The organism is Methylobacterium sp. NEAU K, from assembly GCF_030700285.1.
Lineage (GTDB): Bacteria > Pseudomonadota > Alphaproteobacteria > Rhizobiales > Beijerinckiaceae > Methylobacterium.
On sequence record NZ_JAUYZJ010000013.1, the window covers coordinates 76,329 to 102,262 of the forward strand.

A 25,934-nucleotide genomic window follows, 5' to 3' on the forward strand; every position below is an offset into this window, starting at 1 on the left:
GGGGCGGCGGATGGCGGCGATCCATGCTGAGGCACCTTTAGAACAACAGAGTATCTCGGATATATTACGTTATAAATTTTTATACTGAACATAAGACTAAAGCAAGCGTCTCCGACGTATTTTGATATAGATTAGATTCCCCTCAAACAAGATTGCTCAACCGGCCCCGGTCCGAGCGCTCAAAAACGACTTGACGCGCGGGGGCCGGCCGGCCTCAGCCTTTCCGGACGGCGGCCCGGTTCATGCTGCGCCTGCCGGGACAGGATGACGCGACGGGGACGCCACCGATGATGACCACGACGATCGACGGCCATTCCCTCACCGCCTCGGCCGTGCTGGCCGTCGCTCGGCCGGACCGCACGGGCGCCCGCGCCAGGGCGGCGCTGGGGGAGGAAGCGCGAGCCGCGCTGACGGATACGCGGGCCTATATCGACGCGCATTTCATGCACGACGATGCACCGCTGATGTACTCGTTCAACACCGGCGTTGGCCTGTTCAAGGACCAGCGCGTCCGCATGGACGAGATGGAGGCTTACCAGCGGCTGACCGTCTACGCGCACGCCACCGGCATCGGCGAGCCGTTCGACGCCGAGGCGGTCCGAGCCACGATGCTCCTGCGCGCCAACGCTTTCGCGTCGAACTATTCCGGACCCCGGGTGGCGGTGGTGGACCGCCTGCTGGACTGCCTCAATGCCGGCATCGTGCCGGTCATCCCCCAAAAGGGCTCGGTCGGCGCTTCGGGCGACCTCGCGCCCCTGGCCTATCTGGCGGCCGCGATCTGCGGCTTCGACGAGGCCGAGGCGTTCCATGACGGGCGCCGGATGCCGGCCCGGGCCGCCCTGGAAGCGGCGGGTCTCGCGACGGACTTTCCCCTGGAGGCCAAGGATGCCTCGGCGCTGATCAACGGCTCCACCGTCTCGCTCGCACTGGGCGTGATCGCCCTGGAGGATATGAAGCGCGTGCTCAAGCACGCCGAGGTGGCGCTGGCCCTGACGCTGGAATGCCTGCGGGCCGAGAAGGCGGCGTTCGATCCTCGCGTCCACCGTGCGCGCCCCCACAAGGGCCAGGCGGCCACCGCCCGCAACGTGCTGAGGCTGCTCGGTGATTCCGAGCGCTGCACCCCGGAGGCGCGGGAAACCCTGTTCCCGGACGAGGCCCGGGCACCCGGGGCGGCACCGCCGCCTCGGGTGCAGGACGTGTATTCCCTGCGCTGCGCGCCGCAGGTGCACGGGCCCGTGCGCGAGGCCCTGGCCTATATCGACGGCATCATCGGCACCGAGATCAACGCGGCCACCGACAACCCGCTGATCGTCCCCGAGGCGGCGGGGGAGCGCTACGTCTGCATCTCGGCGGGCCATTTCCACGGCGCCTACGTGGCCCAGGCGATGGACCTTCTGGCGATCACCGCCACCGATCTCGGCTCGATCAGCGAACGGCGGCTCGCTCGCCTCATCGACCCGACCCTCAGCTATGGGCTGCCGCGCAACCTGCTGGCCGGCAAGAAGGGGCTGAACACCGGCTACGCCACGGTGCAGTGCTCGATGTCGGCCCTCGTGATGGAGAACCGCACCCTGTCGATGCCCGGCTCGGTCGATTCCATCCCCGGCAAGTCCAACGCCGAGGACCATGTGTCGAATTCGACGTGGTGCGCCCGCAAGGCCCGCACGGTGGTGGAGAACGTCGAGACGATCGTGGCCGGCGAGATCCTGATGGCGGCGCAGGCCCTCTCCCTGGTGGAATCCGTGGCGCGTGAGCACCCGCTCGGCGCCGGCACCCGGGCGGCCCTCGAGGCGGTGCGCGCCGTCATTCCCCCGGCCCTGTCGGGGGACCGTTGGTACCACACCGAGATCGCCGCTTCCGTCGCCCTGGTGCGGTCCGGGGCGATCCTGGAGGCAGTCGAAGCGGCGGTCGGGCCCCTGGAATAGGTGGCAGGACCGGCTTGCCCGCGCCAATCCCGGATCGGCGGGGCGGGTGCGGTCACGCGGCCGCGGTGAGGCTGCCGACGACGTGGTCCGCCTGCGCCTCGGCGGCGATCGGCTCCTGGATCAACGTCCAGTATCCGATCGCCGCCACCAGAGCGATCACCGCGCCCGTGATGAAGGCCATCGAGAAGTGGCCCGTCCCGCCGACGATGAAGCCGGTCACGGTCGGAGCCAGGGCGCCGCCTATGTAGCCGCCGAAATTCTGCATGGCGCCGAGCGAGGCGGTGCAGTTGGCCGGCGCCGCCACCGAGGCCATGGCCCAGGCGGCCGAAGAGCTGATGTAGACCAGGAACAGCGACGCCGAGATGCACGCCATCGCCAGGGTGTCGCTCGGCGTCAGGGCGGCAACCACGGTGAACGCCGCGGTGGCCAGCAGGGCCGACACCATCGGGATCTTGCGGCTGCGGATCGGATCGACGCCGCGCCGGACCAGCAGGTCGACCACACGGCCGCCCAGGATCCCGCCCAGCACCCCGAAGGCGAAGGGGATCGCGCCGATGATCCCGGTTTTCTGCAGGGTGAAGTGCCGCTCGATCTCGAGGTAGCTCGGCAGCCACGCGGTGTAGAGCCAAGTCATGTAGATGCAGCCGAAATAGCCGACGATCATGCCCCAGCTGGTGCGGTAGCGGTACAGCCGCTTCCACGCGCTCCAGGTGACGCGCCGGTCCGCTTCGGGGGCGTCGCCCTCCTCCAGGAAGGCGCGCTCCGCCGGGGTGAGGTTCACCTCGGGCGGGTTGCGGAACACCAGGTAGACGATGCCGGCGAGCGCCAGCCCCGCCGCGCCCATGATGACGAACATCGCCCGCCAGCCGAGGCCCACCATCAGCGCGGTGAGCAGCGGCAGGGCCAGGAAGGTGCCGAGGGAGGACGCGCAGTTCCAGATCCCCGTGGCGGTGCCGCGCTGGCGGATGTTGAACCAGTCGCGCGAGACCCGGGCGCAGGTCGGGAAGTGGGGCGCCTCGCCGAGGCCGAGCACGATGCGTGCCCCCACGAACTGCCAGAACGAGGTCACGGCACCGCCCAGCATCTGGCCCAGCGACCAGCAGCTCAGTCCGATGGTGAGCGTCAGGCGCGGCCCGAGCCGGTCGGCGATCGCGCCGGCCGGAAGCTGTGCGAAGGCGTAGGCCCACAGGAAGGCCGAGAGCAGCAGCCCCATATCGGGGATCGAGAGGCCGAGATCCTGCCGGATCAGCGGGCTGGCGACCGCCAGGGTTGCGCGGTCGACGTAGTTGACCACCCCGGTCGTGACCAGCAGGACGAGTGAGATCGTCTGAACGCGCCTCACGCGCAGCGAAGCGGCCGTGGCCATCTTGTCCCCCCTGGCAGACGGGCACCTGTCCGGCGCTCCGGGTCCGACCGGCCGTTTGCCGACTCGGGACGTCCCGAAGGCATTCTGCACCGAATGCGACCGGGAGGAAGATTGCGGAGCCCGGCGACGCCGGTCGGCGGCAACCCCGTCACCCCTCGCCTCGCGCCGCACGGCGTCGTAGACCCCCCGGATCCGTCACCGTTCGAGACCGCCCCGCGTGCGCCTGATCCAGATCACCCATCACGACCTCGACGGCTACGGGGCCTGCACGGTCGCGTCCGCCTGCGCCCTGGTGGAGCGCGTCGTCCACGTGCCGCGCTACAGCGATGTCGGCCCGGTCTTCGAGGACGAGATCAGGCGCCTCGGCCGGACGGGCGAGCGCGAGACCCTGCTCATGACCGACCTCGGCCTGGAGGAGCAGACCATCGCGGGCCTGAAGAAGTTCGCCGCGATGAACCGCCGCCGCGAGGAAGGCGGCAAGCACCGGCTCGTGGTCCTCGACCACCACGCCTCCTCGCTCGATCAGCTGCGCCGCCAGGGGCTGGAGCCGGCGGCCGACGGGGAGCGGCCGGGCCTGAGCCGGATCGACCTCGGCGACCCGGAGATCGCCGTGCTGATCGACGACGGCGTCTGCGCCACCCGGATGACCTTCGATCATCGGTCGCTGTTCGCGACCCACGAACCCGCCACCGACCTGTCCGCCCTGCTGGCGGCGATCGACGCCGTCGACCTCTGGCGCAAGGACAGCCCGGCCTTTCCGGGAGGCCTGGCGCTGGACGAACTGTTCTGGGAGACCGTCTCGAGCTTCGTCCCCGTGGGCCATCCCTGGCACGAGAGCTTCGTGTCCGGCCTGCTTGTCGGGGCCGCCGCGGCCCTGCGAGACGGCGCGAGCCCGGCCGAACTGGAGCGGCGCGCCCTGGCGATCCGCGCCGACGTGGTCGAAGCCCTGCTGCGCGATGCACCGGACGACGACCCGGCGCTCACCACCCGCATGCGGCTGGCCCGGGCGCTCGCCCGCTCGGACGCCCTGTTCCGCCCGCTCAAGGACGGTACGCTGCTGTCCTTCGCCCTCGATTCGGGCACGTTCCAGCGGGTCTCCGACCTGATCATGGATGCCGGCCGGGCCAAGCGCGTCGTCAACGTGCAGCGGATGGGCACGCTCTCGTTCCGCTCCAACGACGGCACGGCGCTCGACGGCGCCCGCCTGTTCCGCGGCGGCGGCCACCGCGACGCGGCCGGCGGCCGGCTCCAGAGCGGCTCGGCCTTCTCGATGGCGGACGCGATCGCGCAGGTCGAGCCGGTCCTCAACCCGGAGAAGCCTCCGGAGGCCAACAGCCCGTTCGCGGCGCTGAAGAACTGGAAGGGGTAAGGGGCGTCGCGGCGGAACAGGACCGTCGCCGGGGCGCTACGGGTCCGGGCGTCCGGTTCAGGCCGTCACAGCCTGAAATCCTCGCCCAGATACAGCCGCCGCGCCTCCGGGTTCGCTACGATCTCCTCCGGGGTGCCCTCCGTGAGGATGCGGCCGGAATGGGCGATGTAGGCGCGGTCGATCAGGCCCAGGGTCTCGCGCACGTTGTGGTCGGTGATCAGCACACCGATGCCGCGCTGCTTGAGGTGCTTCACGAGATCCTGGATGTCGCCCACCGCGATTGGGTCGATGCCCGCGAAGGGCTCGTCGAGGAGCATGAAGGTCGGCGAGGAGGCGAGTGCCCGGGCGATCTCGCAGCGCCGCCGCTCGCCGCCCGACAGGGCGATGGAGGGTGCCTTGCGCAGGCGCGCGATGTCGAACTCTTCGAGCAGCGCATCGAGCCTGCGGGCGCGCTCCTTGCGGTCGGGCTCGGCCACCTCCAGCACGGCGCGGATGTTGTCCTCCACGGTCAGGCCGCGAAAGATCGAGGCCTCCTGCGGCAGGTAGCCGATGCCGAGCCGCGCCCGCTGGTACATGGGCAGGTGGGTGATCGGCAGGCCGTCCAGGGTGATGTGCCCACGATCGGCGACCACCAGCCCGGTGATCATGTAGAAGATCGTGGTCTTGCCGGCGCCGTTCGGCCCCAGCAGGCCCACCGCCTCCCCGGTGCGGACCGTGAGCCCCGCCTCGTGCACGACGGTGCGGGCGCCGTAGCTCTTGCGCAGGCCGCGCACGCTGAGGATGCCGGGACCGCCCTCTTCGGAAGCGGCTGCCTCGACCGCCTCGGTGGCAGCCGGGCTCGCGCGCCGGCCGAACAGGCGGCCGAGCAGGGTCGTGCGGCCCGCCGCTTCCTGCGGCCCAGCCCGGAACGCCATCGCGCCGCTCAATTGACCTGCGTTGCCGGCTTGGCCGCCGGCTGCGTGCAGCCCTTCGCCTTACCGTCCTTGCTGTCGGCCTTCTCGCCGGGCACGAACAGGGCCGAGACGCGCCCGCCCGCCACCGGGTCCATGTTCGCCCGGCCGGTGTTCATGTCATAGACCAGCCGCTGGCCGCGAGTGACGTTCTGGCACTGGCTCAGCACGACGTTGCCGGTGAGCACGATCCGCTTGGCGTCCTGGTCGAACACCGCGTGGTCGCCGGTGGCGACCTGGTCCTTTTGCACGACCGTGACCGGGCCGGCGCAATCGACCTTCTGGATGCCGTTCTCCGCCGGGTTCCTCGGCGCTGGGGCCTCGGTGGATGCGTCGGCCGCCGTGGTCTCGGCCTTCGTATCCTTGCCGGAAGCACCTTTGCCCGGAGAATCCTTGCCGCGCTTGTAGGTGACGGTCATGGTCGAGCAGCGGATCGTGCTCTCCCCCTGCACGGCCACGACGTTGCCGACGAACACCGCCCGATTCTCCCGGTCGAACACGTCGAGCCGGTCGGCATCGATCTTGATCGGCTCCTTGCCGCCGCCGCCGATATTGCCGAAGGGCGAATCCTTCTTGGCCGCTGGCTTCTCGGCGAGCGCAGGCCCGGCGGGCGCCAGGCAGGTCACCAAGCAGGCCGCCAGGGCGGTGCAGAGCGTCCTGAGCCGGCTCATCGGCGGCCGTCCGCGGGCTCGGCATCCGAGGTCAGGATGGGCGCGGGGGCCTTGCCGCCCTGGTCATCGTTCACGATGACCACGTGCACGCTGCCGACGAAGGAGATCCGCTTGCCGTTCTCGACGACGTCGAGGGCGCTGGCGTTCACGGTGGCGCGCGGAGTCGAGACGGTGACCGGCTCCTGGGACGTCACCGAGCCGGTCTTGAACGCGACCGAGGCCGATTGCAGGCGTGCCTCTTCACCCTTGTCGGTCCAGATGCGGATGTCATTCTTCAGGTCGAGCGCTTCGCGGGCGGTATCGAACAGTCCGGAGGCGGCCGAGAGCCGGGCGACGCCGCCCTGATCGTCGGTGGCGAGGTGGCCGCGCATCTGCTCCAGCTCGATCAGGCTCGGCTTGCGCACGTCCTGCAGGGCGGCATCGGCCGTCACCTCGTAGCTGCGGTTACCCTGGCGGAACCCCGAGAGCCGGGGGCTCTCCATGCGGACCTTCGAGCCCGCGAGCGTCACGGGGCCGACCGAGACGCCCGGCAGGCTCGCCGCGAAGGGGTTGAACAGATAAGCGAGCAGCAGCGCGACCGACCCGCCGGCCGCCACCGGGATGAGGCGGCGCATCGCCCGCACGCGCCCGCTGTGGCGATACGCCCGGGCATGGGCCCGCGTGCGCGCCGCCGCGACCGCTCGTCCGTTGCCGGCTTCAGCCTCGACCGGGTTCATGCAGCGTCCGTGAGGCGCGCAACCCGCGCGCGAGTGAGGAATCGGCTCAGACGCCTGCGGCCCCCACCGCGCCCGCGCCTCCGTCCGGGGGATGCCCCGGGCCGGTGGCGAAGTTATGGCTCGACAGTTTCCGAATGATCAACCGGACTTACAATCTTACGGCAAGGATGTGTGTGAAGTCACACAAAGCCCCCTCGGCGTCCAAGCCGGGATCGAAGCGGGTGCAGGCCGCCTGCGACATCCTGGCCGGAGCCATACCCGATCTGTCCGATCAGTCACAGCTCCGGGCCCCCGATTCGACCCACGCCCTCGCGCCGAAGCGGTGCGAGACGCGGCGAGACGCGATCTAGGCGCTCCTTACCGCCGCCGCGAGCGCCGCTGCGACCGTGCGGGCGAAGGCGGCCGGGTCGCGCGGACTGTCGCCGTCCTGGATGCGCGCGAGGTCGAGCAAGGTGCCGGCCGCTTGCGCGAGCTCCGATTCGGGTGCCGCGGCGAGCGCCCGGATCAGCGGGTGACGGGGATTGATCTCCAGCACCGGCTGCGAAGCACCGCCACGTCCGGCGCGGCGCATCAGCCGCTGCATCTGCAGGTCGGGCCCGGCGGTGCCGGCCGAGAGCACCACCGCGGAATCGACGAGCCGGTCGGTGGTGCGCACGTCGGAAACCTCGGAGCCGAGCGCCGTCTTCACGGCGGCCACGAAGGCGTCGATCTCCTCCGGCGCCTCGGGCTGCTCGCCCTCGGGGGCGAATTTCGACAGGTCGAGGCCGCCCTTGGTGATCGAGCGCAGCGGCTTCTCCTCGAAGGTGCCGAGCTGGTCCGGCCAGAAGGCGTCGACATGGTCGGAGAGCAGCAGAACCTCCAGGCCCCGCGCCTTGAAGCCCTCCAGTTGCGGCGAGGATCGCAGAGCCTCGGCATCGTCGGCGACGAGGTAGAAGATCGCGTCCTGCCCGTCCTTCATGCGAGAGACGTAGTCGGGCAGCGAGGTCCAGCCGTCCACCGCCGAGGAGCGGAAGCGCAGCAGCGGCGCGATCTCGCCCCGGCGCTCGAAATCCTCGTAGATGCCCTCCTTGAGGACTGCGCCGAAATTCTCCCAGAAGCTCTGGTAGCCCTCGGCGTCCTTCGCCCGGGTCGCGAGTTCGGACACCACGCGGCCGGTCACGGCGCGGCGGATCCGGGCCAGCGCCGGCGTGGATTGCAGCATCTCGCGCGAAACGTTGAGGGGCAGATCCTCGGTGTCGACGACGCCCTGGACGAAGCGCAGCCACGGCGGCAGCAGCTCGGCCTCGTCGGTGATGAACATCCGCCGGACATGCAGGCGGAGCTTGCTCTGCCGGTCGTTGTCGAGCGCCTGGAACGGCTTGGAGCCCGGCACGAACAGCAGCGCGGAGAATTCGAGCTGCCCCTCGGCGCGCCAGTGCAGCGTCGCCCAGGGCTTGTCGAAGTTCATGCCGATCGAATGATAGAAGGCCTCGTACTGCTCCTCCGTCACCTCCGATTTCGGCTTGCGCCAGAGCGCCGTGCCCTGGTTGGCCGATTCGTCCTTGCCGTCGCGCGCGATGGCGATGGGCACGGTGATGAAGTCGGCCCATTTCCGCACGAGGTGGTCGAGGCGGTAGGGTTCGAGATACTCGTCCGCATCCTCCTTGAGGTGCAGCACGATGTCGGTGCCGGGCTCGTCCCGGGCGGCGGGTTCGAGCGTGTAGCTGCCCTGCCCCTCGGAGGCCCAGGTCCAGGCCTCGTCGCTGCCGGCGCGGCGCGAGGTGACGGTGACCCGGTCGGCGACCATGAAGGCCGAGTAGAAGCCGACGCCGAACTGGCCGATCAGGCTCGGGCGGTCCTCGGCCTTGGCGGCTTCCAGCGTCTGCGAGAAGGCCCGCGTACCGGAGCGCGCGATGGTGCCGAGATTGGCCGCCAGATCCTCCTTGGACATGCCGATGCCGGCATCCGAGAGGGTCAGGGTGCGCGCGTCCTTGTCGGGCACGATCCGGACCTTGGCGTCCGGCGGCAGCGCGCTCGACGCGGAGGTCAGCGCCTCGAAGCGGCGCCGATCCATGGCGTCGGCGGCATTGGCGACGAGCTCGCGCAGGAAGATCTCGCGGTCGGAATAGAGCGCATGCACGACGAGGTCGAGGAGCCGACCCACCTCCGCCCCGAACTCGTGCCGCTCGATCGTCTCGCTCACGGGTGATGCCTCCGCGTAGGGGAAAAACGCGGTGGCGATATGCCCGCGCGCCCGGCCATTTTCAATGAGGCTGGGGCTGGATCGATACGGTGCTGGGGAATCAGATCTCGATCTCGGTCCCGACTTCCACGATCTGCCGGGTCGGCAGGCAGAAATGGGCGCCGGTGCGCTCGGCGTTGCGCTTCATGAAGGCGAACAGGCCCTCGCGCCACAGGGCCATGCCGGGCTTCGGCGACGGAATCACCACCTCGTGGCCGACGAAATAGGTCAGGTCCTCCAGGTATTCCGGCGGGAGAAGGCCGCTCGCCACGGCACATTGCAGTCCCTCGGGGATCGAGGCGGTCTGCATGAAGCCGTAGCGCAGGACGACACGCTCCATGCCGGGGGTGTATTTCGAGATGGCCTTGCGGATGCCCTGAGCGACCAGGGTGACCTGCGCCCGCTCGGTGGCGGGGATCACCGGTGCCTCCTCGTAGATCACGGTGATCAACAGGATGCGCTCGTGCAGGCAGCGGCTGCGCTCGACCAGCCGGCCAAGCGCCATCGGGATGCCCTCGGTGGCGGCGGTCAGGAAGGCCGCGGTACCGGGCAGCGTTACCGGCGGGTCCGATGCGAGGCGGGCGAGGAACGTCGCCTCGGACTGGCGAAGGGTCTCGCGCACGGCCTCCAGGACGCGGTTCCCCTTCATCCAGGTCAGCATCAGAAAGGCGACCGCGCCGGCCAGAAGCAGCGGAAACCAGCCGCCCTCCAGGATCTTCACGCTGTTGGCCGCGAAGAACACCCCGTCGATGGCGAGGAAGAAGCCGTTGACCGCGCATACAAGGATCGGATTGTAGCCCCACCGCAGGGCGATCAGGGCGGCCAGCAGGGTGGTGATGCCCATCAGCGCCGAGACCGCGATTCCGTAGGCACCGGCCAGCGCGTCGGAGGAACCGAATACGACGACGGCGGCGAGCGTTCCCCCGGCGAGCAGCCAGTTGACCGCGGGCACGTAGATCTGGCCGCGCTCGGCCTGGTCGGTATGGACCACCCGCATCATCGGCATGAAGCCGAGCTGGATCGATTGCTGCGTCAGAGAGTAGACGCCCGAGATCACCGCCTGCGACGCGATGACGGTCGCCATCGTCGCGAGCGCGACCAGCGGGTAATGCGCCCAATCCGGCGCCAGCAGGTAGAACGGGTTCTCGATCGCCCCGGGATCGGCGATGAGCAGCGCGCCCTGGCCGCAATAATGGATCAGCAGCGCGGGCAGCACGAGGCCGAACCACGCCGCGCGGATCGGCAGGGCGCCGAAATGGCCGAGATCGGCGTACATCGCCTCGCCGCCGGTCACCGCCAGGAAGGCCGCACCCAGCATCATGAAGCTCACGTGCCAGCCCGCATGGACCAGAAAGTCCACTGCCCGCCAGGGATTGGCCGCCGCCAGGATCTCCGGGGCGTGCAGGATGCTCGGGATCGCCAGCAGGACCAGGACCACGAACCAGACCAGCATCACCGGGCCGAACACCCGGCCGATTACGGCCACGCCCTTGTGCTGGACCGCGAACAGCGCGAGCAGGATCACGATGGTGATCGGCACGACGAAGGGCGTCAGCACCGGCGCGTCGACCTTCAGACCTTCGATGGCGGAGAGCACCGAGATCGCCGGCGTGATCGCCCCGTCGCCGTACAGCAGCGCCGCGCCGATCAGCCCGACCACCAGCAGCAGCGCCTTCCAGGTTCCGGGCCGCGCCTGCCGTGCGCCGAGCAGCGCCAGCATCGCCACGATGCCGCCCTCGCCCCGGTTGTCGGCCCGCAGGATCAGCACCGCGTATTTCAGCGAGACGATCAGGATCAGCGACCACAGGATCAGCGACACCGCCCCGGTGGCCGCCGCCGGCACCGCCGCGCCGCCGGCGGTCGCGGCCTTCACCGCCTCCTTGAAGGCGTAGAGCGGACTCGTACCGATGTCCCCGTAGACGACGCCCAGCGCGCCCAGCATCAGCGCCGGGCCGGCGGCATGGTGCGCCGTGCCGGGCTTTCGCGCTACAGGCGCGGCGGGAAGTCCGACCGCCGGTGCTGCCGCGGAACTGAGGGCTTGGCTCACGGGCATGTCCGGTGGATGGCGTCGGCGTCGGGAGGGACCTTAGCAAGCCGGATGCGGGGCGGAAGACTTCCAGAGCCTCCGGCGCGAGCGCTTCGAAGACTTGTCACCCAAACGTGATGACATGGGAATGAAGCTTGGCGCCCCCCGCTCCGCGGTTACGATTCGGCTTCCCGTTCCGGATCGTCCAGTCAGGCGGCGTCCAGGCCTAGGTCGATGATCGCCGCGGAGTGGGTGATCCAGCCGCAGGAAATCAGGTCGACGCCGGAGGCCGCCACGGCGCCCACGGTCTCCCGGGTGATCCGGCCCGACGCCTCGGAGAGCGCGCGGCCGTCGATCATCGCCACCGCGCGGGTGAGCAGGTCGGGGCCCATGTTGTCGAGGAGCACCGCATCGACCCCGACCGAGAGGGCCTCTTCGAGCTGGTCCAGACTGTCGACCTCGCACTCGATCTTGACGAGGTGGCCGGCGCGCGCCCGGGCCCGCTCGATCGCCGGCACGATGCCGCCGGCCACCGCCACGTGGTTGTCCTTGATCAGCACCGCGTCGTCGAGGCCGAAGCGGTGGTTCGATCCGCCCCCGGCCCGCACCGCGTGCTTCTCCAGGGCGCGCAGGCCCGGCGTCGTCTTGCGCGTGCAGACGATCGAGGCCTTGCCGTGCAGGCGCGCCGCCTCGACCAGGCCGTTCGTCGCCGTGGCGACCCCCGACATCCGGCAGAGCAGGTTCAGGGCGACGCGCTCGGCGGTCAGGATCGCCCGCGCCGGCCCTTCAAGCCGCAGCACCACGTCGCCGGGGGCGACCCGAGCCCCGTCGCCGCGCTCGACCGTCACGCTGACGGCCGGGTCCACCAGCGCGAACGCGATGGCCGCCGCATCCGTTCCGGAGACCACCCCGGCTTGGCGGGACGCGATCACCCCGCGCATCCGTTCGCCGGGCGGTACGATCGCGTCGGTGGTGATGTCGCCGGCCCGGCCGAGATCCTCGAGGAGGGCGGCGCGCACCACCGGTTCGACCAAGAGCCGCGGCAGAGGCAGGATAGCGTCTGTCAGGACCGATTGCGTCATGGCGTCAGCACCTTCCCGGCTGTCGTGGTCTCGCGGCGCTGGGCGCTCAGTTCGGCCAGCGTCGTCTCGGTGTGCTTCGCCGGGGCGGTGTGGGGGAAGTCGCTGCGCCAATGGGCGCCGCGGCTCTCCCGGCGGTCCAGCGCGCCGCGGGCGATCATGAGCGCCACCAGCGCCGCGTCGCAGCTCTCGGCACGCGGCTCGAGTGCGGCGATCGCCTCCGCGAGGCCTGCGGCGTCGCGCACGACGCCGACCCGGGCCTCCATCAGCGCGCGGATCGCCGGGAGGTCGGTGACCGGGCGGGCCACCGCGGCTTCCGGGACGATCGTGCCCGGGGGTGGCGCGTCGAGCTCGTCGGCGATGAAGCGGGCGTAAGCCAGTCCCTCCAGCAGGGAGTTGCTGGCGAGCCGGTTCGCGCCGTGAAGCCCCGTGGAGGAGACCTCGCCGCAGGCATAGAGGCCCGGCACCGAGGTGGCACCATGCGCGTCGACCTTCACGCCGCCCATGTGGTAGTGGGCCGCCGGACGGACCGGGATCGGCTGCACCGCCGGGTCGATGCCGGCGGCGGCGCAGAGACCCGCCACCGTGGGGAAGCGCGTCGGCATCGCGGCCCCGAGGGCGCCACGCGCATCCAGATAGACCGTACGGCCCCTCTGGAGCGCCTGGAAGATGCCCCGGGCGACCACGTCGCGGGGCGCGAGGTCGCCGCCGGTGATCCCCGCCATCACGGCGTCGCCGCGCTCGTCGATCAGGCGCGCGCCCTCGCCGCGGAGTGCCTCGGTGGCGAGCGGCATCGGGTCGGCGCCGGCCGCGATGGCGGTCGGGTGGAACTGCACGAACTCCATGTCACGCACCACTGCCCCGGCGCGGGCGGCGAGCGCCAGCCCGCGGCCGATGGCGCCGGGCGGATTTGTGGTCGCCGCGTAGAGCGCGCCGACGCCCCCGGTGGCCAGAACCACGGCGCGGGCCGGGATACGGAACCGGGCGCCGTCGCGCTCGGCCACGATGCCGGCCACCGCGCCGCGCCGATCCCGCAGCAGATCGCAGGCGCGGGCTTCCACCACCTCTACGGAGGGCGCGTCCAGCACCGCCCGCACCAGCCCTTCGAGCACCCGGGCCCCGGTGGCGTCGCCGCCGGAACGGACGATGCGCCGACGGCCGTGCGCCGCCTCCAGGCCGAGGGCGAGTGCCCCGTCGCCGGTGCGGTCGAACGGGACGCCGATCCGCACCAGCCAGTCGATCAGCCCGGGTCCTTCCCGGGCGACGCGGAGCGCCACGTCGGGCTCGGTCAATCCCGCGCCGGCGGCCTCGGTATCGGCGGCGTGAAGCGCCGGCGCGTCGTCGGATCCGACCGGGGCAGCGATGCCGCCCTGCGCCCAGCCGGTGGCCGTGCCCAGGCCGAGCGCAGAGGCGGTGACCAGCGTCACCGGACGGGGTGCGAGCCGCAGCGCGACGCTGAGGCCCGCGACCCCGCCGCCGACCACGACGATGCGGTCGGCGCTACTGGGGGAGACGGCGTTCATCGCTAACGGACCAGCAGCATGCGCTCGACCGCCGCCCTGGCGCGGTCGGCGAGGCCGGGATCGACCGTGACTTCGTGGGTCATCGTCTCCAGGGCGCGGCGGATGTTCGCCAAGCTCATCCGCTTCATGTGCGGGCACATGTTGCAGGGCTTGATGAACTCGATATCCGGGTTCGCCGCGGCGATGTTGTCGGCCATCGAGCACTCGGTCACGAGCACCACCTGACGCGGGCGCTTCTGGAGCACGAAATCCATCATCATCGCGGTCGAGCCGGAGAAGTCCGATTCGGCCACCACGTCCGGCGGGCATTCGGGATGCGCGATCACCGTGACGCCCGGGTAGCTCTCGCGCACGTCGCGGATGTCGCCGGGTGTGAAGCGCTCGTGCACCTCGCAATGGCCCGCCCAGGTAAGGATCTCGATCTCGGGCAGCTCGGCCTGGACGTTCTGAGCGAGAAACTCGTCCGGGATCATCAGGACGCGGGGGGCGTTCAGCGATCGCACCACCGCGACCGCGTTCCCGCTCGTGCAGCACAGGTCCGATTCGGCCTTCACGGCCGCCGAGGTGTTCACGTAGGTGACGATCGGCACGCCTGGGTACTTGGCGCGCAGGCCGCGCACGTCGGCGGCGGTGATCGAATCGGCCAGCGAGCAGCCCGCGCCCATGTCGGGAATCAGCACGGTCTTGCCAGGATTCAGGAGCTTGGCGGTCTCGGCCATGAAGTGGACGCCGGCCAGCACGATCACGTCGGCGTCGACGTTCACCGCCTCGCGGGCCAGCGCGAGACTGTCGCCGACGATGTCGGCCACCGTGTGGAAGATCTCCGGCGCCTGGTAATTGTGCGCGAGGATCACGGCGTTGCGCTCGCGCTTCAGCCGCAGGATCGCCTCGATGTCGGGGGCCAGCGCCGCCCACTCGATCGCCGGAACGTGCCGACTGACGCGCGCGTAGAGATCCGGGAGCGGCAGGCCCGGAACGGGCGTGCGAGAGTCGGGTGACACGGTCGCCGCCATGGCGTCCTCCATTATGCTCACTTTGAGCATTGTGCCGCCTAACTTATGGGGGCCGAACCCGGCTGTCCAGATATGCTAGCCTTGAGCATAAATCTTTTGCGCCGCGGTGTTATGCTGCGCCGCCGAAGGCCGGGCGTTCAGCAGAAGGTCGCGGGATCGGGGCCGATCCGGCCGTCGGGCCGGTCGAGGGTGGTGATCTGATCCATCTCCTCGGGGCTCAGCGCGAAGTCGAACACCGCGATGTTCTCGATGATACGCTCCGGGTGCGCGGTCTTCGGAATCGCCACGCAGCCGATCTGCACCTGCCAGCGCAGGACCACCTGCGCCGGGCTCTTCCCGTGTGCCTTGGCGATCGCCACGACCACCGGATCGTTCAGCTCCTTGCCCTGGCCCAGCGGGCTCCACGACTCGGTCACGATGCCGTGGCGGGCATCGTCCGCGCGCGGCTCCTTGCGCTGGAAGTGCGGATGCAGCTCGATCTGGTTGACGGTGGGTGCGACGCCGGTCTCGCCGATCAGCGTGGCGATGTGCTCGGCCGTGAAGTTCGAGACGCCGATCGATCTCACCCGCCCCTCCTCACGAAGCTGGATCATGGCCTTCCAGCTCTCGACGAACAGGCGTCGCTGCGGACAGGGCCAGTGGATCAGGTACAGGTCGACATAATCCTGCCCGAGGCGCTTCAGGCTCTCCTCGAAGGCGTGCCGCGTGGCGTCGCGACCCTGGCGGTCGTTCCAGAGCTTGGTGGTCAGGAAGACCTCGTCGCGGGGGACCGGCGCATCCCGGATCCCGCGGCCCACGCCAGCCTCGTTGCCGTAGACGGAAGCGGTGTCGACCAGGCGATAGCCGGCCTGAAGCGCCCGGCCGACCAGGTCGGAGGCCTGGGAATCCGAGAGCTGCCAGCATCCGAAGCCGATCTGCGGGATGCGGCGCCCGTCATTGAGGGGCAGGGTCGGGATGGCCATTCCGAAGCGCTCCGCTGGATGTATCCGGACCAAATCACCTGGGCAGGGGACCGCTCATCGACCAGGGCCGGAATGCGCGGAGCCGCGGTGAACGAGCGCAGTCTGGACCGGATCTAATCCGCGGAGCCGGACGTTGGGAAACGAAATTCCAGGTTGCGCCGCCCCGCCGGGCGCCGCGCACGGGTGGATCGGGCAGCATGACAGACGAGATTCCGACGAAGCCGCTCGCCTTGACGCGCCGCGCCGTCGTGGAGGGCTGCGCCGTGGCCGGGGCGCTGGGCGCCCTTGGGGTCGGTCCGTCGCCAGCCACGGCGGCACCGGGAGATCCCGCCGCCCAGACCATGCCGATGCGGCTCAGCGTCAACGGGCAGGCGCGCGACCTCGTCCTCGATACGCGGACGACCCTGCTCGACGCCCTGCGCGAGCACCTTGCGCTCACCGGCACCAAGAAGGGCTGCGACCATGGCCAGTGCGGGGCCTGCACGGTGCTGGTCGAAGGGCGGCGGATCAACGCCTGCCTGACGCTGGCGGCCATGCACGAGGGCGATGACATCACCACGATCGAGGGCTTGGCTTCCGGCGACAAGCTCCACCCGATGCAGGCGGCCTTCATCGCGCATGACGGCTTCCAGTGCGGCTACTGCACGCCGGGGCAGATCTGCTCGTCGGTGGGCATGCTGAGCGAGGCCAAGGCCGGGTGGCCGAGCCACGTCACCGACGACATCGCCGCGACCCCGAGCCTCAGCGACGCCGAGATCCGCGAGCGGATGAGCGGCAACATCTGCCGTTGCAGCGCCTACCCGAACATCGTCGCGGCGATCCGCGACACCGCCGCCGGCAATCTCTGAGGGGGCGGACATGAAGGCTTTCACCTACGAGCGTCCGGCCACCGTGCAGGACGCCGCCAAGCTCGCGGCCGAGCGGCCGAATGCGAAATTCATCGCCGGCGGCACCAACCTGCTCGACCTGATGAAGCTCCAGATCGAGACCCCCGCGACCCTGATCGACGTCAACCGGCTGCCGCTCGACGCGATCGAGGCCACGCAGGACGGCGGCTTGCGCATCGGCGCACTGGTCCGCAATTCCGACCTCGCCGCCGATCATCGGGTGCGCAAGGATTACGCGGTGCTGGCGAAGGCCCTGCTCGCCGGCGCCTCGGGCCAGCTGCGCAACAAGGCGACCACCGCCGGCAACCTGCTCCAGCGGACGCGCTGCTACTATTTCTACGACACTGCGATGCCCTGCAACAAACGTGAGCCGGGCTCGGGCTGCTCGGCGATCGGCGGGTTCAACCGCATCATGGCGGTGGTGGGGGCGAGCGAGTCCTGCATCGCCACCAACCCGTCCGACATGAACGTCGCGATGCGTGCCCTCGACGCCACCGTCGAGACCATGGATCGGAACGGGCAATCGCGGACGATCCCGATAGCCGACTTCCACCGGCTCCCCGGTGACACGCCGCAGATCGAGACGGATCTGCGCAAGGGCGAGATCATCACGGCCGTGACGCTGCCGAAGCCGGTGGCCGGCGCGCATGTCTATCGCAAGGTCCGCGACCGGGCCTCCTATGCCTTCGCCACGGTTTCGGTTGCCGCGGTGATCGCGCAGGCCGAGGGCGGCAAGCCCCGGGCGGCGCGGCTCGCCTTCGGCGGTCTGGCCCACAAGCCCTGGCGCGTGGCCGAGGCCGAGGATGCGCTGGTACGCACCGGCTCCGCCGATGCCGCCGCCGACGCGGTGCTGGCAGGTGCCCGCGGCTACGGCGCCAACGACTTCAAGATCCCTCTGACCCGGCGGACCCTGCGCGCTGTCGTGGCGCAGGCGACCCGCGCCTGAGCAGGTTTGGGAAACGTGGTCCCCGGTTTTCCGTCAAAAACCTGCGGCCCATCAGAAATCCAGGCAACCTTGTGACGGTCCGCCGATGCAAGGGCGCCGAATTCCGGCAAGGACCGTTCCCATGGAGATGAACCAGCCGATCGGCCGGACCCCCCTCGACGACCGGCCCGACGGCCTCGTCGGAAGGCCGCTCGACCGAGTCGAGGGACCGCTCAAGGTGACCGGGCACGCGCCCTACGCCTACGAGACCCGTGCGCTGAAAGACCCGGCCTACGGGTTCATCGTGCCGGCGACCGTCGCGGCCGGGACCATCCGGGCGATCGATGCCGAGGCTGCCCGCCGGGCGCCGGGCACGATCCTGGTCCTGACCCACGAGAACGTGCCCGAGCAGGGCGAGAAGAAGGAACAGGTCTGGCCGCAGCTCCAAGGTACCGAGGTCAAATTCTACGGGCAGCCCGTGGCCTTCGTCGTGGCCGAGACCTTCGAGCAGGCGCGCGCAGCCGCCATGCTGGTGACGGTCCGGTACGATGCGGCCAAGCCCAAAGCGCTGCTCAAGGACAACATGGCGGCGGCCTTCGAGCCGAAGCCGATCAATTCGCCACCCGATTCCAAGCTCGGCGACTTCGAGGCCGCCTTCGCGGCCGCCCCGGTGAAGCTCGACGTGGAATACACCACGCCACCGCAGATCCACGCCCAGATGGAGCCGCACGCCACCATCGCCTCGTGGGAGGGCGACGGCGTGGTGCTCTACACCGCCAACCAAATGCCGAACCGCGGCCAGAAGGCGCTTGGCTCCGTGCTCAAGCTGCCGCCCGAGAAGGTGCGGATCGTCAGCCCCTATATCGGCGGCGGCTTCGGGGCGAAGCTCCAGGCGCAGCCGGAGGCGACGCTCGCCATCCTGGCCTCCAAGGTGATCGGTCGGCCCGTGAAGGTCGCGCTGACCCGCCAGCAGGAGTTCCATGTCGCGACCCACCGCAGCGACACGATCCAGCGGATCCGGCTCGGGGCCGACCCGGACGGACGGCTCTCGGCGATCAGCCACGAATCCTGGTCCGACACCGCCGAGGGCGACGGCTTCTTCGAGACCGCCGCCAACGTCACCCGCTCGCTCTACGCGGCGCCGAACCGGGTGACCCGCCACCGGCTCGTCAACCTGAACATGCCGATCGCCTCGTCGATGCGCGCGCCGGGCGAGGCCGTGGGTCAGCTCGCCTTCGAATGCGCCATGGACGAGCTGGCCGAGCAGTTGAAGGTCGACCCGATCGAGCTGCGGGTGCGCAACGAGCCCGCCGAGGATCCCGAGAAGAAGGTGCCGTTCTCCACCCGCCAGCTAGTGCCCTGCATGCGCGAGGGCGCGCGCCTGTTCGGCTGGGACAAGCGGCAGGCGCCGGGAAGCCGGCGCGAGGGCAATTGGCTCGTCGGGATGGGCATGTCGGCCGCTGCCCGCCTCAATCCGCTGATGCCCTCGGCCGCCAAGGTCCGGCTGGGGCCGGACGGGGTACTGGTGGTGCGCATGGCGATGACCGATCCCGGCACCGGCACCTACACGATCCTCACCCAGATCGCAGGCGAGATGCTGGGCCTGAGTCCCGACCGGGTGCGGGTTGAGATGGGCGACACCGATTTTCCGTTCGCGGCAGGCTCCGGCGGCTCGTTCGGCGCCGGCTCCTCGGGCTCCGCCCTCTACGTCGCCTGCGACAACCTCCGACAGGCGCTCCTGAAGGCCGGCGACCTCAACCCGGACGGCGCGACCTTCCGGGACGGCGCCGTGACCTCGGGCAACCGCACCGAGTCGCTCACCGACCTCGCCGGCTCTGGGCTGGAGGCGTCCGGCGAGATCAAGCCCGGCGAGATGAAGCAGAAATTCTCGCAATACTCCTACGGCGCGCATTTCGCCGAAGTCGGTGTCGACGCCGACACCGGTGAGATCAGGCTGCGCCGCATGCTCGGCGTCTTCACCGGCGGCCGCATCCTGAACGCGAAGACGGCGCGCAGCCAGGCGATCGGCGGCATGACCTTCGGGGTCGGCGCGGCGCTGATGGAGGATGCGGTCGTCGATCCGCGCTACGGCTTCTTCGTCAACCACGACCTTGCCGAATACCACGTGCCGGTCCACGCCGACGTGCCGGCGATCGACGCGGTGTTCCTCCCCGAACTCGACGACAAGGCGAACCCGCTGAAGAGCAAGGGGCTCGGCGAATTGGGCATCTGCGGCGCCGGCGCGTCGCTCGCCAACGCCATCTACAACGCCACTGGCATCCGCCTCCGTGAATACCCGCTGACCCTGGACAAGGTGCTCAAGGGTTTCGAGGAGCAGGAGGGACAGGCGCAGCGGCGGACCTGACGGGATCGCGACGGGCGGCCGTCGCCGCAGCGGCCCGGTCGCGGCACCGACGAACTGGAAACGGGCGGTGACGGACAGGCGCAACGCCCTGTCCCTGGTGTTCGACGCGTCAGCGGAAGGCGATCCGGCGGATGGACAGCGACGGAGCGGCGCCCGCCTCGTCTCTCGATCCGCCCCATACCCGCGGTTGACGGGCGCTGCGCCGATGCGGGACACCCGGGCAAGACCCTGAAGGTAGGGAATGCTCGGTGCTCCAAGACCGCCATCCGCCCGCCCGCTTCAACGCGGCGCGCTATTGCCTGGCCGAGAATGCCCGACTGCGCCCCGACAAGACCGCGCTCGTGATGGTCGGCGACGGCACCGCGGCGCGGCTCAGCTTCGGTCAGGCCGACCGGGCGGTGCGGGGCATCGCAGCGGGCCTGCTGGGGCTGGGCCTGAGGTCCGGAGACCGGGTGATGATCCGGATGGGCAACGAGGCCGACTACGTCCTGGTCTATTTCGGCGCCCTGGCGGCCGGCCTCGTGGCACTGCCGTCCTCGCCGCAACTCACAGAGGGCGAGGCGGCCTTCCTGATGGAGAATTCGGGTGCCGCCGCCATCGTGGTCGGCGGCGGCTGCACGGTCTCCCCGGAGGCGCTGGGCGGCCGTCTCCTGCTGGATGCCGCCGCTGTCGCGGCCCTGAAGGCGGGGCCGCCCCTGCCGGACTACGCCGACACCGCGGCCGACGATCCGGCGATGCTGATCTACACCTCGGGCACCACTAGCCGGCCGAAGGGCGTCCTGCACGCCCACCGCGCCGCCTATGGTCGGCGGCCGATGGTCGAGCACTGGCTCGGCCTCACGGAATCCGACGTGATGCTGCACGCCGGCACGATGAACTGGACCTACACGCTGGGTGTGGGCTTGAGCGACCCGTGGTCGGTGGGCGCCACCGCGGTGCTCTACAACGGGCCGCGCGATCCCGCCGTCTGGCCGCGGCTGATCGCGGAATACCGCGCCACGCTGTTTGCGGCAGTGCCGACCCTCTACCGCCAGATCCTGAAATACGGCGACCTCGGCGCCCACGACCTATCGAGCCTGCGCCACGGCTGCACGGCGGGCGAGCCCCTGCCGGTCGAGCTGCTCGAGGCCTGGAGCCGGGCTACGGCCAAGCCGCTCTACGAGGCGCTCGGGATGAGCGAGATCTCCACCTACATCTCAAGCGGCCCGACCGTCCCAGTGCGCCCGGGATCGCCGGGCAAGCCGCAGCCCGGGCGGCGCGTGGCGATCCTGCCGGTGGAGGGCGAGCCCCTGCCTCTGCCTGCGGGCGAGAGCGGCCTGCTGGCCGTCCACCGCTCCGAGCCGGGGCTGATGCTCGGCTACTGGAACCGCCCCGAAGAGGAAGCGGAGGTGATGCGCGGGGACTGGTTCGTCGGCGGCGACCTCGCCCGGCTCGATTCCGACGGCTACCTCTGGTTCGAGGGCCGCAACAACGACCTGATGAAGGCGATGGGCTACCGCGTGTCGCCCAACGAGGTGGAGGTCGTGCTCGCCGCCCACCCAGCCGTGGCGGAGGTCGGCGTGGCCGAACTGCCGGTCCGGGCGGACGTCTCCGTCATCTGCGGCTTCGTCGTGCTCCAGCCCGGCGCCGAACCAGACGCGACGGCCCTGCTCGCGTGGTGCGCCGAGCGGCTGGCCACCTACAAGCGCCCGCGGGAGATCCGGTTCCTCGACGCCCTGCCACGCACCGCCAATGGCAAGGTGCAGCGCAAGCGGCTGGTCGAGGTGACGGGGTGACGGGGAGTTTTTCCCCTCCCCTCTGCGGGCTGAGGGATTCATACATCGTCGATCGGCCGGGCAAACGCAGCCAATGGGCTGGTCGGACAGGCTTGCCGGACGGCGCGGGCCGATGTGTGAATCCGATGGCTCGGCGGCGGAGGGAGAGACGGGGGCGTCGTCGCATCGCCGCTACAGCAGCGTCCCCCGCAGGATCAGCAATGCCACCGAAAAGTAGATGACCAACCCGGTGACGTCGACCAGGGTCGCCACGAACGGGGCCGAGGCGGTGGCCGGATCGAAGCCGATCCGTTGCAGCAGGAACGGCAGCATCGAGCCGGACAGCGAGCCGAAGGTGACGATGCCGACGAGCGCCGCACCGACCGTGGCGGCGACCAGCGGCCAGTGCTCGCCGTAATCGTAGAGGCCGAACTTCTGCCAAGCCACGATCCGAATCACCGCGATGATCCCGAGGATGCTCCCGAGGAAGATCCCGGTGGGCAGCTCGCGCAGCGCCACGCGCCACCAGTCACGCAGGCGGATCTGGTGCAGGGCCAGCGCCCGTATCAGCAGCGAGGTCGCCTGCGAGCCCGAATTGCCGCCCGAGCTCATGATCAGCGGGATGAACAGCGTCAGGACGATCGCCTTCTCCAATTCGCCCTCGAAGCCCTGCATGGCCGAGGCGGTGAGCATCTCCGAGAGGAACAGCGCGCAGAGCCAGCCGGCGCGCTTCCGGATCATCGTGAAGAAGCCGATATCCATGTAGGGCTCGGGCAGCGCCTCCATGCCGCCGAAGCGCTGCACGTCCTGCGTCTGCTTGTCGATCATCGCGTCGATCATATCGTCGACGGTGACGATGCCGATCAGGTGCCCGACCGCGTCGACCACCGGCAGCGCCAGCAGATCGTATTTCGAGATCAGCCGGGCCGCCTCCTCGCGGCTGGCCGTGGGCGAGACGGCGAGCGGCCGCCGGCCCGGCGCGACGCTGAGCACGTTGTCGGTCGGGTTGCCCGAGATCAGCCGGCGCAGGGGCACCGCCTTGGTCAGCGCCCGGGTGCGCGGGTCGAGCACGAAGATCGCGTAGATGGTCTCGCGGGTCTTCTCGACGTGGCGGATGTGCTCCAGGGTTTGGCCCACCGTCCAGGTGCCGGGCACGGTGACGAACTCGGTGGTCATCAGCGAGCCGACCGTCTCCTCGCCGTAGGCCGAGAGCCGGTCCACGGCACCGCGGGTCTCGGCATCGAGGCGCGCCCGCAGGTCTGAGCGGCCGGGCTCCTCGATCTCGCGGAACACGTCGGTGACCCGGTCGGCCGACATGCCCGACAGGTAGCTCGCGACGCGGTCGCGGGGCAGCATCTCGATGATGTCGGCGGCGAGATCCAGTTCGGGCTGGTCCAGCACCTCGATCGCCCGCTCCACCGGCAGCCCGAGGATGATCGCGGCGGCGACTTCGGGGGCCTCGTCGTTCAGCGCCTCGACGATGTCGGGGGCGCGCTCGTCCGAGAGGCGTGCGGCCAGCACGGACGGGTCGACTCGCGTGTCGATGGCAGCGATCTCATTCATGGCCTCGCCTCGCGGTTTTCGAGACGACGCGCTGCCGGTCATTCTGGCTCAGGGCCGTGACCGGCCGCCGCATCGGCCCCCCGCGGCCGGGCCTCTCAGCGGCTCAGGCGGGACGACGGCGCGTGGCAGGGCACGGCAGGCACGATCGGTCTGGCACGTCGCTTCGCTGGTCGATGCTGAAAGGGGGCGCGGTACGACCGGGTGGCAGCCCCGCGCGCGAGCCTCGTGCTCCCGCGAGCAAATTCCGTCAAGCTGAAACCCGTCCCGCTCCCGAGACTGTCGGGCGGTGTGACCTGCCGGACGCTGAATCCGCGCGCGATGTCCCGCCCGGCGAACCGCCTTGGCGGGACCCTATGAGAAATATAAGTGTTGTGCTCGCTTGTATTGCGTCCAAGATATTGCCTATATGGCGTCCATCAGCAGCGAGGAGAAACGCCATGGCTTGGTCTGCCCCGATCGTGTCCGAGATCTGCGTCGGCATGGAAGTCACCAGCTACGAGTCGGCCGAGATCGACACGTTCAACTGAGTCGTCCACGTTTCCGGGCCTGAAGGCCTGGAATTGATGGTCAAAGATCCCACAACGTATCATTCAACCGGAGGAAATCATGGCTTGGTCCGCTCCCGTCGTGTCCGAAATCTGTGTCGGCATGGAAGTCACCAGCTACGAGTCGGCTGAGATCGACACGTTCAACTGAGACTTCGACACGACGTCGTTGGGCGCCGCTTCATCCGAAGCGGCGCTTTTCTTTTGTGGGTCGTGCAGGCGGCCGATCTTGAGCCCGGCGTCGCTCACGAAACGCGCCCCGTTGCCGACAGGGGCAGGCGCGCGGGGACGATTCCGGGTGGATAGCGTAACCGCTCCGGCTGGACGGTTCCGCCCTATTCGAGCCGCGCTACCCCCACGACGTGCTGGATCGAGCAGCAGGATGCAGCCTTCCGGGTGATCGCGCACGGCGCCGATCCGCTGCGCTTCGCCAAGGCCGTTGCATGCCGCGTCAGAGCCGGTGGGCGTGGTGCCGCATTGCGGGATCGACGCGCCGCCCTTTCGTCGGATCGGATGGGTCGAGGGCGCCGTCGAGATCCTGGGCCGGGACGCTGGGTAGTACCCCTGGGCTGTCCGCTCGATCGGCATGGACCGGCACGTTTCGCCGACAGGCTGGATGGGCCAGGCGTTCCCGATCGGTTGCCGCAGCCGCTACTTCCGACGGACCGAGCCAGGTGTCGCCGCGCGCGCCTTCGCCTACCGGGCAGGCGCAAGCCTCGGCCGCTAGCTGTCTGTGTGGAACCTGAGACCGGCGAACGCGCCGCTGGTGGCGTGGAAGGGCAGCGGATGGTTCCTCACGCCACGAACAAGCCTGCGATCGCCGCACTCGTCAGGTTCGAGAGCGTCCCCGCCAGGATCGCCCGCAGCCCGTAGCGGGCGACCTCGGAGCGCCGCTCGGGGACGAGGCTCGAGAAGCTCGCGAGTTGGATCGCGATCGAGGCGAAGTTGGCGAAGCCGCACAGGGCAAAGCAGACGATGGCCTGCGTGCGTGGATCGAGGGTGCCGGCCTTCAGGGTCGGCGAGAGGTTGGCGTAGGCCAGGAATTCGTTGAAGGCGAGCTTCTGGCCGATCGCTCCGCCGACCAGGGCCGCGTGCTCCCAGGACACGCCGAGCATCCAGGCAAGCGGCCCGAGGGCCCAGCCGAGCACGCCCTCGATCGAGGCGCCGGAATACCCCGCCAGTCCGCCGGCATATCCGACGACGCCGTCCGCCAGGGCGATGAGGCCCACGAAGGCGATCAGCATCGCGCCGACCGCGACCGCGACGGCGAGCCCCTTCTGCGTCCCGTCTGCCGCCGCCTCGATGACGTTGGCCGCCCGGGTCTCGCCGAACTCGACCCGGGTGGTGGCGATCCGGGTCGGCTGGGTCGAGGGCATCAGCATCTTGGCGTAGAGCAGGCCGCCCGGGATCGCCATCACCGAGGCCGCGAGCAGGTAGGTCATCGGTACGCCGAGCGCCGCGTAGCCGGCCAGGATCGAGCCGGCCGTGGAGGAAGCGCCGCTCGACATCACGGCGAACAGTTCGGCCCCGGTGAGGTGAGCCAGGAACGGACGCAAAGCCACCGCGATCTCGCTCTGGCCGATGGCGATGGTGATCACCGCCGAGAACGACTCGATCGGCGAAGTGCCGAGGATCCGCCGGAGCACGGCGCCGAGGCTGCGGGCGAGCGCCTGCATGAGGCCGACATGGTAGAGCACCCCGATCAGGGCCGAGACGTACAGGATCTGCGGCAGCACCCGCAGCGCCAGGATGAAGCCCGAGCCGCCGAACAGCTCGAACATCTTCGGCTCGACGAGGCCGCCGAACAGGAACGCGGTGCCGCGGTCGCCGTAGGCGAGCACGGCCGCGACCGTGTCGGCAGCGACCTTCAGCGCGGCTTGCCCGGCCGGCAGGAACAGGACCAGCGCGCCGAGCCCGACCTGCAGCCCCAGCGCCGTGAGCACGACCCTGGGGCGGATCGCCCGCCGGTTCGTGGAAAACAGGGCGGCGATTGCGAGCAGCAGGAACATGCTGAGGCCGGCATGGAGCAGTCGTTCGAGCATCGGGTCTCTCGGGTCGAGTCTTGGCCGCACGC

At 70.0% G+C, this 25,934-nt stretch carries 20 protein-coding genes; 8 read left to right on the plus strand and 12 right to left on the minus strand.

Features of this window, described 5'->3' with window-relative positions:
• Window positions 1–287: 287 nt before the first annotated feature.
• Window positions 288–1,925, plus strand: coding sequence for a histidine ammonia-lyase (hutH, locus tag Q8W67_RS12865; RefSeq protein ID WP_305545995.1), 1,638 nt, complete (start codon window positions 288–290; stop codon window positions 1,923–1,925).
• A 52-nt stretch (window positions 1,926–1,977) separates the two neighbouring features.
• Here the strand turns inward: hutH and Q8W67_RS12870 are convergent, their stop codons facing one another.
• On the minus strand, window positions 1,978–3,291 hold the full coding sequence (locus Q8W67_RS12870; protein WP_305545997.1) for an MFS transporter: 1,314 nt from the start codon (window positions 3,289–3,291) through the stop codon (window positions 1,978–1,980).
• A gap of 217 nt (window positions 3,292–3,508) precedes the next feature.
• On the opposite strand from Q8W67_RS12870, the gene Q8W67_RS12875 reads away from it, so the two are divergent.
• On the plus strand, window positions 3,509–4,660 hold the full coding sequence (locus Q8W67_RS12875) for a dimethylmenaquinone methyltransferase (protein WP_305545999.1): 1,152 nt from the start codon (window positions 3,509–3,511) through the stop codon (window positions 4,658–4,660).
• A gap of 65 nt (window positions 4,661–4,725) precedes the next feature.
• Here the strand turns inward: Q8W67_RS12875 and lptB are convergent, their stop codons facing one another.
• The 9 genes from lptB to Q8W67_RS12920 form a co-directional block, all read right to left on the minus strand.
• Window positions 4,726–5,574: an LPS export ABC transporter ATP-binding protein gene (gene lptB / locus Q8W67_RS12880; protein ID WP_305546001.1), complete on the minus strand. Its 849-nt coding sequence runs from the start codon at window positions 5,572–5,574 to the stop codon at window positions 4,726–4,728.
• An 8-nt stretch (window positions 5,575–5,582) separates the two neighbouring features.
• The gene (locus tag Q8W67_RS12885; protein ID WP_305546003.1) at window positions 5,583–6,281 is read right to left on the minus strand and encodes an LptA/OstA family protein; all 699 of its coding nucleotides are present in this window, start codon (window positions 6,279–6,281) and stop codon (window positions 5,583–5,585) included.
• A complete protein-coding gene (gene lptC / locus Q8W67_RS12890; protein WP_305546008.1) occupies window positions 6,278–6,997 on the minus strand; it encodes an LPS export ABC transporter periplasmic protein LptC in 720 nt (239 codons plus the stop codon). The genes Q8W67_RS12885 and lptC overlap by 4 nt, the downstream gene beginning before the upstream one ends.
• Window positions 6,998–7,343: 346 nt before the next feature.
• On the minus strand, window positions 7,344–9,179 hold the full coding sequence (gene htpG, locus Q8W67_RS12895; protein WP_305546010.1) for a molecular chaperone HtpG: 1,836 nt from the start codon (window positions 9,177–9,179) through the stop codon (window positions 7,344–7,346).
• Between the two features lie 100 nt (window positions 9,180–9,279).
• Window positions 9,280–11,265 carry a potassium transporter Kup gene (locus Q8W67_RS12900; protein WP_370693871.1) on the minus strand — a complete coding sequence of 662 codons (1,986 nt, stop codon included), beginning with the start codon at window positions 11,263–11,265 and terminating at the stop codon, window positions 9,280–9,282.
• Window positions 11,266–11,453: 188 nt separating this feature from the next.
• A complete protein-coding gene (gene nadC / locus Q8W67_RS12905; protein WP_305546012.1) occupies window positions 11,454–12,326 on the minus strand; it encodes a carboxylating nicotinate-nucleotide diphosphorylase in 873 nt (290 codons plus the stop codon).
• The gene (locus tag Q8W67_RS12910) at window positions 12,323–13,846 is read right to left on the minus strand and encodes an L-aspartate oxidase (RefSeq protein ID WP_305546014.1); all 1,524 of its coding nucleotides are present in this window, start codon (window positions 13,844–13,846) and stop codon (window positions 12,323–12,325) included. The genes nadC and Q8W67_RS12910 overlap by 4 nt, the downstream gene beginning before the upstream one ends.
• A gap of 2 nt (window positions 13,847–13,848) precedes the next feature.
• Window positions 13,849–14,859 carry a quinolinate synthase NadA gene (gene nadA / locus Q8W67_RS12915; RefSeq protein WP_305546016.1) on the minus strand — a complete coding sequence of 337 codons (1,011 nt, stop codon included), beginning with the start codon at window positions 14,857–14,859 and terminating at the stop codon, window positions 13,849–13,851.
• A 137-nt stretch (window positions 14,860–14,996) separates the two neighbouring features.
• On the minus strand, window positions 14,997–15,821 hold the full coding sequence (locus Q8W67_RS12920; protein WP_305546018.1) for an aldo/keto reductase: 825 nt from the start codon (window positions 15,819–15,821) through the stop codon (window positions 14,997–14,999).
• 197 nt (window positions 15,822–16,018) lie between these two features.
• Here Q8W67_RS12920 and paoA point away from each other — a divergent pair, with 197 nt between their 5' ends.
• The 4 genes from paoA to Q8W67_RS12940 all read left to right on the plus strand — a co-directional run bounded on the left by paoA (window position 16,019) and on the right by Q8W67_RS12940 (window position 21,773).
• Window positions 16,019–16,669, plus strand: coding sequence for an aldehyde dehydrogenase iron-sulfur subunit PaoA (gene paoA / locus Q8W67_RS12925; RefSeq protein WP_305546020.1), 651 nt, complete (start codon window positions 16,019–16,021; stop codon window positions 16,667–16,669).
• Window positions 16,670–16,679: 10 nt separating this feature from the next.
• Window positions 16,680–17,654 (plus strand): xanthine dehydrogenase family protein subunit M, encoded by a 975-nt coding sequence (locus tag Q8W67_RS12930; protein WP_305546022.1) that lies wholly within the window; start codon window positions 16,680–16,682, stop codon window positions 17,652–17,654.
• Between the two features lie 121 nt (window positions 17,655–17,775).
• Window positions 17,776–19,998: a xanthine dehydrogenase family protein molybdopterin-binding subunit gene (locus Q8W67_RS12935; RefSeq protein WP_305546024.1), complete on the plus strand. Its 2,223-nt coding sequence runs from the start codon at window positions 17,776–17,778 to the stop codon at window positions 19,996–19,998.
• A gap of 248 nt (window positions 19,999–20,246) precedes the next feature.
• Window positions 20,247–21,773 carry a class I adenylate-forming enzyme family protein gene (locus tag Q8W67_RS12940; protein WP_305546026.1) on the plus strand — a complete coding sequence of 509 codons (1,527 nt, stop codon included), beginning with the start codon at window positions 20,247–20,249 and terminating at the stop codon, window positions 21,771–21,773.
• A 171-nt stretch (window positions 21,774–21,944) separates the two neighbouring features.
• On the opposite strand, the gene mgtE is transcribed toward Q8W67_RS12940, so the two are convergent.
• A complete protein-coding gene (gene mgtE / locus Q8W67_RS12945) occupies window positions 21,945–23,315 on the minus strand; it encodes a magnesium transporter (protein WP_305546028.1) in 1,371 nt (456 codons plus the stop codon).
• 437 nt (window positions 23,316–23,752) lie between these two features.
• Between mgtE and pqqA (Q8W67_RS12950) the strand changes: the two genes are divergently transcribed.
• Both pqqA (Q8W67_RS12950) and pqqA (Q8W67_RS12955) read left to right on the plus strand, forming a co-directional pair.
• A complete protein-coding gene (gene pqqA, locus Q8W67_RS12950; RefSeq protein WP_007559223.1) occupies window positions 23,753–23,842 on the plus strand; it encodes a pyrroloquinoline quinone precursor peptide PqqA in 90 nt (29 codons plus the stop codon).
• A gap of 79 nt (window positions 23,843–23,921) precedes the next feature.
• Window positions 23,922–24,011 carry a pyrroloquinoline quinone precursor peptide PqqA gene (gene pqqA, locus Q8W67_RS12955; protein WP_007559225.1) on the plus strand — a complete coding sequence of 30 codons (90 nt, stop codon included), beginning with the start codon at window positions 23,922–23,924 and terminating at the stop codon, window positions 24,009–24,011.
• Between the two features lie 643 nt (window positions 24,012–24,654).
• Here the strand turns inward: pqqA (Q8W67_RS12955) and Q8W67_RS12960 are convergent.
• Complete coding sequence (locus Q8W67_RS12960) at window positions 24,655–25,902, minus strand: NupC/NupG family nucleoside CNT transporter (RefSeq protein WP_305546034.1); 1,248 nt, start codon at window positions 25,900–25,902, stop codon at window positions 24,655–24,657.
• Window positions 25,903–25,934 lie beyond the last annotated feature (32 nt).

Coding starts and splice junctions, on each gene's coding strand:
- Q8W67_RS12920 (WP_305546018.1), bottom strand. CDS start 15,821: ATGGCCATCCCGACCCTGCCCCTCAATGACGGGCGCCGCATCCCGCAG.
- Q8W67_RS12930 (WP_305546022.1), top strand. CDS start 16,680: ATGAAGGCTTTCACCTACGAGCGTCCGGCCACCGTGCAGGACGCCGCC.
- pqqA (WP_007559225.1), top strand. CDS start 23,922: ATGGCTTGGTCCGCTCCCGTCGTGTCCGAAATCTGTGTCGGCATGGAA.
- Q8W67_RS12935 (WP_305546024.1), top strand. CDS start 17,776: ATGGAGATGAACCAGCCGATCGGCCGGACCCCCCTCGACGACCGGCCC.
- paoA (WP_305546020.1), top strand. CDS start 16,019: ATGACAGACGAGATTCCGACGAAGCCGCTCGCCTTGACGCGCCGCGCC.
- mgtE (WP_305546028.1), bottom strand. CDS start 23,315: ATGAATGAGATCGCTGCCATCGACACGCGAGTCGACCCGTCCGTGCTG.
- lptB (WP_305546001.1), bottom strand. CDS start 5,574: ATGGCGTTCCGGGCTGGGCCGCAGGAAGCGGCGGGCCGCACGACCCTG.
- pqqA (WP_007559223.1), top strand. CDS start 23,753: ATGGCTTGGTCTGCCCCGATCGTGTCCGAGATCTGCGTCGGCATGGAA.
- hutH (WP_305545995.1), top strand. CDS start 288: ATGATGACCACGACGATCGACGGCCATTCCCTCACCGCCTCGGCCGTG.
- Q8W67_RS12910 (WP_305546014.1), bottom strand. CDS start 13,846: ATGAACGCCGTCTCCCCCAGTAGCGCCGACCGCATCGTCGTGGTCGGC.
- nadC (WP_305546012.1), bottom strand. CDS start 12,326: ATGACGCAATCGGTCCTGACAGACGCTATCCTGCCTCTGCCGCGGCTC.
- lptC (WP_305546008.1), bottom strand. CDS start 6,997: ATGAACCCGGTCGAGGCTGAAGCCGGCAACGGACGAGCGGTCGCGGCG.
- Q8W67_RS12960 (WP_305546034.1), bottom strand. CDS start 25,902: ATGCTCGAACGACTGCTCCATGCCGGCCTCAGCATGTTCCTGCTGCTC.
- Q8W67_RS12870 (WP_305545997.1), bottom strand. CDS start 3,291: ATGGCCACGGCCGCTTCGCTGCGCGTGAGGCGCGTTCAGACGATCTCA.
- nadA (WP_305546016.1), bottom strand. CDS start 14,859: ATGGCGGCGACCGTGTCACCCGACTCTCGCACGCCCGTTCCGGGCCTG.
- Q8W67_RS12885 (WP_305546003.1), bottom strand. CDS start 6,281: ATGAGCCGGCTCAGGACGCTCTGCACCGCCCTGGCGGCCTGCTTGGTG.